The organism is uncultured Thermosynechococcus sp. (assembly GCF_937958135.1).
GTDB lineage: Bacteria > Cyanobacteriota > Cyanobacteriia > Thermosynechococcales > Thermosynechococcaceae > Thermosynechococcus.
Map to the genome: position 1 here is coordinate 1 of NZ_CALGOG010000087.1, position 7,808 is coordinate 7,808.

The following is a 7,808-nucleotide window of genomic DNA, read 5'->3' on the forward strand; positions in this document are numbered from 1 at the left end:
CTCGTCAAGCCATTGCGGATCACTGTATTTGATAGCGTTGAACTGCTTTTTCAGATCCATCGCATTCGGCTTGCGACCCGCCGCGTATTGCTTGTTCCACTCATCCAACGCCCAATTCCAGACGCGCCTTGCCGTGCCGCATGCGCGCTTGAAGTAGTCCACCTGTTCAGGTGTCGGACAAAGGGCAATCTTGTGTGTCAGATGCATGTATTTCTCGTCAGTAGAACGCCAGACTATCGCGCCCGTTTCAACACATACAACCCGGACTTCTATCTGCCTATATTCATTGTGTTTTCCATAAACACAACTATACACTATTGCGCACTATATGCAATACTAGAGTCGATCTCCCTTGGAAAGAGGGCAGGATGACCAATCTTTTTTTTACTCTCACCGCTAAATTTCTATAGGCCATTTGTCCATTCCATGAACTCTTCTCGCGTGATGTCAGGGTTTTGATTGGATTTGCGCCGCCATTCCTCCTTATACAGCACGACAATTAACTCTACTGGAGCAATCACATAGGGCGCTGAAGGCGACATCCAAGACCCCCAAGCGGTGCGGCGTGAAATATTCCCTTCATTCCAGACAATGGTGGATTGATATTTCCAACCAACCTCTTGGGCTAAAACGGTCAAATCGGCGCCTACACTGCGCTGCCCACCTTTGTTCTTATCTAGTGGAATATTGAGACACAATCGCCCGCCTATTTTTGTCCAATTCAAACAGTTTGACATCCAAACTCTACTAAACTCTAGATAATCACTGTAGGGGACATCATCTTTCACCGAGTGATATTCAAGACCGACATTATAGGGCGGAGAAGTCACAATTAAGTCAATAAAAGGCTCAGTAAATAAGTCCGAATTAAGGCTATTGTCAAGGAATAGCCATATATCTTTCATTTGGAAAAATGCTTGTTTTTTAGAGATTATTTCCATTGATCTTCTCGTACTAGTTTTTTAAGATCTGGTATTAAGTCTTTCATGGATTTTACTTTGTCAGCTCTATCAAAGTCCTGTTTTGCGATATAAACACCGTCGAGATCATATTCTAGTACAATGCGTGCCTTTCTGGGATTGGCTTTTGAAGATAGCTCATTGTCTTTATCAGGTGTGACCATTAGCACTTTTATGTGCTTAGTGGTATTAAAACTAGCTAGCTTCAGTTTCCAGTAAGGAGTTTCAGTGTATCTCTCACGAAAAGAATTTTTAACAGAAATAATCACTATTACTTGGTAGTTATTTTTGGAATAGATAACAATATCACTATCTGGTAGTACTGAGTATTCACCAAAGAAAACTTCTATATTCCTTCTGACTGTTTCTAATTCGGGAGTTTTGGGATTGATTAACTCGCGATCAGAGGTTATTCCTAATCCATGGTTATAACAAAAATCTTGCAAAAGTCTTTTGGTAATGTCTTCTAATACCCGACCAATAGTTGAAACCCATGCTTGCCTTGCCATTTTATCATTTTCATAGGAGTGATTTGAATAAAATTGACTTTGCTGTTGATCTAGAAACTCATTTAATTTTTCAAGTGCTGCATCCCCGTGCTCTTTCAGAAAGGCTTCAAAGCTCTTAAGAATTTCTTCCTTATCCATTTACTCTACTCCAACTCTACTTCAGAAGTGTTGATCGTCAGTTTGAAAAGCGAGAAAGTAAGGAAAGAGGTATCGCATCCTTGCCTCAAAAGATCAAAACATTGTTCGACTTATTATTTCATCTTTTGTAGTTATTGTCAAGTCTGTTCTGAAGTGCCTCGGTTCTTGTGGCTATCCAGTTCTAAATTCGCAACCGGTCTTGAAGATCTAGCTAACATCTGTTTTCACAATATGGGAGACTTGTTTTATTAGCTTAATTAGCTTAACTATTCAGAATTTGGTTGGTAGAAAAATAAAACAATACACAGAAAATTTTCAAGCCAAGAGTTTCTAGATGATTTATGTGAAGTGAACAGAAGGTGGTTGTGTGCGTTAAAAATGCTATGTCAGAAGAGGGTGAAGGGGATCGTGAACTAGAGATACGATATAGGCTAGAGAAAAAATGCCCTAATTTCCTTGAGGAGGAGTGAATTCCATGCAGACTACCGGGGCGATCGCGCGGCATGAGGCTCAGGCATTCGCGGAGCTAGAGGAGGTTCTGGCTAACAACGGCATTTCTGCTCCACAGGCTTTGCATCTTTTGACAACCGCCCTTCCTGTGGCCGCCGTCAGTGACCCTCAAGACCCCTTGCCCCCCCTCCTCAGGGCGCTGCAAACCGCCAGCGATCGCCTGCGCCAACAACAGGTGGGAGATACCGTCACCTATGTGGTTAACCGCAACATCAACTTCACGAATATCTGCGAACAACACTGCGGCTTCTGTGCCTTTCGCCGCGATGCCACCGCTGCCGATGCCTACTGGCTCGATATTGACAGGATTCTTGGCAAAGTGGCTGATGCAGTTGCCCAAGGCGCAACGGAAATCTGTATGCAGGGGGGACTCAATCCAGCCGCCAAGGAAGGCAGCTCTACGTTGCGCTATTACCAATCCCTCGTGCGGGAAATTAAAACCGCCTTTCCTGGCGTCCATCTCCACGCCTTTTCGCCCCAAGAGATTCAATTTATTGCCCGTGAAGATGGCCTTTCCTATGCCCAAGTGATTGACGTTCTGCATCAGAGTGGGGTGGACTCCATGCCCGGTACGGCTGCGGAGGTGCTCGTGGATCGCGTGCGCTCAAGAATTTGTCCTGAGAAAATTAACACTGCCACTTGGCTGGAGATTGTGGAAACAGCCCATCGCTTGGGGGTATGGACAACCAGTACAATGCTCTGCGGCCACATTGAAACCCCCGCGGATCAAGTGGCTCACCTACAACACCTACAGCGACTTCAGCAAAAAGCCCTGGAGCGCGACTATCCCGCCCGCATTACGGAGTTTATCCTGCTGCCTTACGTCGGGGAACTTGCGCCCAAGGCAATGCGACAATGGGTAGGACACCTCCAGCCACAGCTATTACCGACATTGGTACTGACGGCGGTGGCGCGGTTATTTTTGGGACAGTGGATTGTCAACCACCAGCCCAGTTGGGTCAAACTCGGCCTAGGGGGGGCAACCATGGCACTGGATTGGGGCTGTAATGATTTGGGGGGAACGCTGATGGAAGAACATATCACTTCAGTGGCCGGAGCACAGGGAGGAACAGGAGTTAGCCCAGCCAATCTCGTGGCAGCAATTCGCTCCTTGGGGCGAACCCCGCGTCAGCGCACCACACTGTACGCACTTGTTGGAGAGCCTCGATGACCCTTAAATCTCAGCCCTCAGTTCAGTCTGCCCGTCGGTTCCAGCCCTGGTTTGTGGGTGGTGCAGCAGTTGTCATTGTCGGCGCAGCCGCTGCAGCCGGGGTCTTTCTATGGCAACGCTTCAGTCAACGTCCGATCGCCCCAGGGATGGCGATCGCTCCCCCAACGGCCTTGCTGACCCTCACCCTGCCCACCGATCCCCAGCCTTGGGAAGCCCTTGCCAAAAGTGGCTTATTGCAAACACAACCCTGGTTAAATCCCACCTATGCGCCTTTGTCGCCGGCGGGAGTCAATCTTGAGCAGCTAGATTACCTCAAGGATGTGCGTCCTTTCATCGGTGACCAGGCCACCCTAGTACTCTTGCCCATGACGCCGGAATCGCTTAGGGAATCGCCACTGCCCCCCTATGCTTGGATTGTGCCGACGCTAAATCTCCCCATGGGAGAGCAACTCCTGCAAAGTGTTATCGGCGAACCCATCACAGAAATCAATGGCGTCAAAATCTTCAAGGCCAAGGGAATTCTCCCCGACCCCGATGGTGGCGCGATCGCCCTCCTCAAGCACGCAGACAAAGCCTACCTTGTCTGGAGTCAGCACCAGAGCGCTTTGCAACAGGTCATTGCCACCGCCCAAGCCAACAACGGCATTGCCCGCCAGCCCAACTATCAACAGGCAGTCAAGGGGTTATCGGATCATCGCCCTTTGGCGGAACTCTATTTGAACTTGCCTGCCTTTTTAGCCAGTCAGATGGCTGCCCCTGAGGGACGTCTGCCTGAACCCCCTCGCGAGCTACAGGGGATGGTGCTCACCGCCGACCTGACCCCTGAGCAGATTGAGCTAGAGGCCGTGACGTGGCGTTCCGAACAGAATCAAGCCTTGGTCAGTGAAGGCCAAAGCCGTGAACTCAGTCGTCTCGTGCCTGAAACAACCCTGGCGTTTTACAGTACAGGCTCCTTTAGGAGTTCATGGCAGAATGCACCTGCCTCCATTAAAGAGACAATCGCCAACACGGTTAAAGATCTCACTGGCCTCGATTGGCAGCAGGCTTTTGTGCCTTGGATGGATGGTGAGTTTGCCGCTGCTTTTGTGCCCATTGCTTCGCTGGGGAATGCTCCTAGCTTGCTCTTTTTAACGCAGACCAGCAGTCGCCCCCAAGCTAGCCAAGCCCTCAGTCAACTGGATAGCCAAATTCGCGATCGCCTGCGCTGGCAAGTGCAGCAAACGGCAACAGAACCCCAACCCATCACCACCTGGCGCATTCCCCCCGGCCTGCCGGTGGGACAGCATGGCTGGCTCAATGACAATACCTTTTTTTTGACGTTGGGGCCTCTGACGGATGTGAGTCGCCGTCCTGAGCGCTCCCTAGCGGACTCTCCCCTCTACCGGGCTGTGCTTCCCAATCCGAAAGGCACACAGTTCTACCTGAATTTGAGTGATCTAGGGCCATTGCAAAACAACTTGCTCGTGCCACAACTGGCTCCCGAAGTGGCGCGATCGCTCCAGCCCTTTGCTGCTCTAGGCATCACTAGTGATGTGCGGGATAATCAGTTTACCCACTACATTGCCCGAATTCGCCTAAAACCAATCTCATCACGGTAGATTCGGTCAAGGTCGAGGGCACTCTCAAATATAGACTCGGATTTGCGATCTAAGGAAGTGACTCAATTACTGTGGAACCGGATGTTTTGCTGAAACGATATAACCTTGGCGATCGCAATTTCGCAGGGATACATTTGCGCCATGCTAACCTGAGTCGGTGTGTTTTGGCGGGCATTGACCTTTCCCGTGCCGACCTCACGGATGCTGCTTTACAAAGTACTAACCTGCAAGGGGCTGATTTGCGGGGAGCAATCCTAACTGCCGTCAATCTCAGTCAAGCAGATCTGCGGGGGGCCGATCTGCGGGGGGTGATTTTAATCAGTGCCGATCTGCGCTGGGCGTCTCTGCGCAAGGCTAACTTAACGGGAGCAGATTTGACCCGTGCCAACCTTGCCAATGCCGATCTTAGTGAGGCCAACCTCACCGGTGCCCAACTTAGTGAAGCAATTTTACGGGATGCCAATCTCACGCTCACGGATCTCACCCTTGCCGAGCTAGAGCGTGCCAACCTGAGCCGTGCCAACTTAACTGAAGCGTACCTGCGGGGTGCCGATCTCGCGGATGCGGTTTTGCGGGAAAGTCAACTTGTACAGGCCAATTTACGCGGTGCCAATCTCAGCGCCACGAATTTGCAACAGGCCAACCTAGAGCGGGCGATTCTCATCGGGGCGAATCTGCGCCGTGCCCGCCTTGAAGAAGCCAATCTGCGGGAGGTGGCTTTCAAGGAAGCCAATTTACGCCATGCCTGTTTGGACAAAGCCAACCTTGTGGGTGCCGATTTACGGGGGGTGAGCCTTGCTCAAGCCCTATTGCGGGGAGCAGATCTGAGTTCAGCGATTCTCATTGGTGCCAATTTAATGGGGGCAAATCTCAGTGGTGCCGACTTGCGGGGAGCCAATCTCATTGAAGCAATTCTCACAGGCGCCAGTCTCAATGGCGTGGATCTCAGTGCCGTGGAGATGAGTGAGGCGATACTGCCGGATGGCTATCTCTCGGAATAGTCTCAGGGAGAGACCGCTGCTGGTGTAGAGTAAAAGATCAGTGATTTTGAGAGAGGCATGGCAACCCCATATCGGATTGCGGTTTTGGCCGGGGATGGCATTGGTCCAGAAATTACCGCTGTAGCGCTGGAGGTGTTGCGGGCGATCGCCCCTCGCTTTAACCTCGAATTTGAGTTTGTGCCTGCGTTAGTGGGGGGAGCGGCCATTGACGCGGTGGGAGAACCCCTGCCAGCCGCAACCCTCGAAACCTGTCGCCAGAGTGATGCCGTCCTTTTAGCTGCCATTGGCGGCACGCAGTGGGACAATTTGCCCCGCCATCTGCGCCCGGAAACCGGCCTCCTTGCCCTCCGCGCCGGTCTGGGGTTATTTGCCAACTTACGCCCCGCCAAAATCTTTCCCCAACTGATCCATGCCTCTTCCTTGAAGCCAGAGGTGATTGCGGGTGTGGATCTGATGGTGGTGCGCGAACTCACGGGTGGCATTTACTTTGGTCAACCGCGGGGAATCTTCACCACTGAAACGGGGGAGCAGCGGGGGGTCAATACCATGGCCTACACTGCAAGCGAGATTGATCGCATTGGGCGAGTGGCCTTTGAGATCGCCCGCAAACGGCAGGGCAAGCTCTGCTCGGTAGATAAGGCCAATGTTCTCGAGGTCTCTCAACTGTGGCGCGATCGCCTGAGTGCCCTGAGTATAGAGTATCCCGATGTGGCGCTAACCCATCTTTACGTGGACAATGCCGCCATGCAGCTAGTGCGCGCCCCAAAACAATTTGACACAATTGTTACCGCTAACCTATTTGGGGATATTCTCTCTGACATTGCGGCAATGCTCACGGGGAGTATTGGAATGCTGCCCTCGGCAAGTCTGGGGGAATCTGGTCCCGGTCTGTTTGAACCGGTGCACGGCTCTGCCCCAGATATTGCCGGTCAAGATAAGGCCAATCCTTTGGCAATGGTGCTGAGTGCAGCAATGATGCTGCGTTACGGTCTGAACCAGCCAGCGGCAGCGCAAGCAATTGAGGAGGCAATTACTGCCGTTTTAGATCGCGGGTATCGCACCGCCGATCTCATGGCGGAGGGCTGTACCCTTGTGGGCTGTCGGGAGATGGGCAACCTGTTGATTAAGGAATTGTCCCCCTAGACCCCCAGCCACCGCTCCTCCTGCCTTTAGACACCGATTAACTTGTCGCGGTCTAGGGTTGCAACGAGGTCAAGAGACGGAAGGCGGGAAAACTCTTGACTCAGGCGATGGGCTAAGTGCAGTACCCAGGGCAGGCGAGCATGGCTGAAAGCACTCCCCGGATGTAACTGGGTCAAGTGGTAGGTTTGGATGGCCAGTTGCTCTAGGGAAGTTTTCCCATACTCGTGAACCACCCGCAGAGGTCGAGCACTGCCGAGTTCCTTGCCCCTACTTTTGATGGGTTGGCTGCTAATGAGAATAAATGAGCGCTCTTGTTCCTCAAAAACCACCGTTCCCTTTGGGGCAGCAGCATATTGATGATTTTGTATTTGAGCGAGCCGCCCTGCACCCGTTTTACGCACACTCAGAAGATCTACCGCAATGTTCATTTTTCCGAGTTCATCAATTGTGCGTTGGAACTCGTCTTGCCGCGCTAAGCCATCCCGCAGCAGAAGAACCTTCTTAGGATAGCGCTTTTCGGAGTGGTACTGCTTAAACTTACCCACGAGCTTGCAGACGGTCTGCCAGAGTGCCTCGCCACTGATTTTCTCCCCCCGTTGTACTGACGGCAGTTCCCACCCCAAGGATTGACCGTTGGCAAGGATGGCAAAGGCAGGAGTGCCAAAGTATAGAGAACGATTGGTACCTGCATCGAAACCAATGATCAGTTCCGCCCACTCAGAATGTGGCTGTAGATGGATGGGCTGCCACTTGGCTTTGCAAAGCAGACCCAAGACAAT

At 51.6% G+C, this 7,808-nt stretch carries 7 protein-coding genes and 1 pseudogene; 4 read left to right on the plus strand and 4 right to left on the minus strand.

All coding sequences use genetic code 11. The features are described 5' to 3' along the window. From Q0711_RS10275 to Q0711_RS10285, 3 genes and pseudogenes are all read right to left on the minus strand, one after another. Window positions 1–207 (minus strand): helix-turn-helix domain-containing protein (locus tag Q0711_RS10275; protein ID WP_299042489.1); only part of this gene is annotated, 207 nt, incomplete at its 3' end. A gap of 137 nt (window positions 208–344) precedes the next feature. Beyond that, a pseudogene (locus Q0711_RS10280) lies at window positions 345–842 on the minus strand (DNA methyltransferase); the annotation flags it as partial. A gap of 89 nt (window positions 843–931) precedes the next feature. Continuing rightward, entirely contained in the window at window positions 932–1,606 is a 675-nt protein-coding gene (locus tag Q0711_RS10285; RefSeq protein WP_298617703.1) for a BsaWI family type II restriction enzyme, read from the minus strand. 475 nt (window positions 1,607–2,081) lie between these two features. Here Q0711_RS10285 and cofH point away from each other — a divergent pair, with 475 nt between their 5' ends. The 4 genes from cofH (at window position 2,082) to leuB (ending at window position 7,029) form a co-directional block, all read left to right on the plus strand. Beyond that, complete coding sequence (cofH, locus tag Q0711_RS10290; protein ID WP_299042493.1) at window positions 2,082–3,287, plus strand: 7,8-didemethyl-8-hydroxy-5-deazariboflavin synthase subunit CofH; 1,206 nt, start codon at window positions 2,082–2,084, stop codon at window positions 3,285–3,287. Beyond that, the gene (locus Q0711_RS10295) at window positions 3,284–4,885 is read left to right on the plus strand and encodes a DUF3352 domain-containing protein (RefSeq protein ID WP_298615973.1); all 1,602 of its coding nucleotides are present in this window, start codon (window positions 3,284–3,286) and stop codon (window positions 4,883–4,885) included. The genes cofH and Q0711_RS10295 overlap by 4 nt, the downstream gene beginning before the upstream one ends. 86 nt (window positions 4,886–4,971) lie before the next feature. Next, on the plus strand, window positions 4,972–5,886 hold the full coding sequence (locus Q0711_RS10300) for a pentapeptide repeat-containing protein (protein ID WP_298615971.1): 915 nt from the start codon (window positions 4,972–4,974) through the stop codon (window positions 5,884–5,886). A gap of 57 nt (window positions 5,887–5,943) precedes the next feature. After that, entirely contained in the window at window positions 5,944–7,029 is a 1,086-nt protein-coding gene (gene leuB, locus Q0711_RS10305) for a 3-isopropylmalate dehydrogenase (RefSeq protein WP_298615969.1), read from the plus strand. A 26-nt stretch (window positions 7,030–7,055) separates the two neighbouring features. Here leuB and Q0711_RS10310 read toward each other — a convergent pair. Further along, on the minus strand, window positions 7,056–7,808 hold a 753-nt coding region (locus Q0711_RS10310; RefSeq protein ID WP_299042498.1), incomplete at its 5' end, for a Piwi domain-containing protein.

Bases quoted from the DNA above. Each gene is read 5' to 3' on its own strand.
- leuB (WP_298615969.1), top strand. From the start codon at position 5,944: ATGGCAACCCCATATCGGATTGCGGTTTTGGCCGGGGATGGCATTGGT.
- cofH (WP_299042493.1), top strand. From the start codon at position 2,082: ATGCAGACTACCGGGGCGATCGCGCGGCATGAGGCTCAGGCATTCGCG.
- Q0711_RS10285 (WP_298617703.1), bottom strand. From the start codon at position 1,606: ATGGATAAGGAAGAAATTCTTAAGAGCTTTGAAGCCTTTCTGAAAGAG.
- Q0711_RS10295 (WP_298615973.1), top strand. From the start codon at position 3,284: ATGACCCTTAAATCTCAGCCCTCAGTTCAGTCTGCCCGTCGGTTCCAG.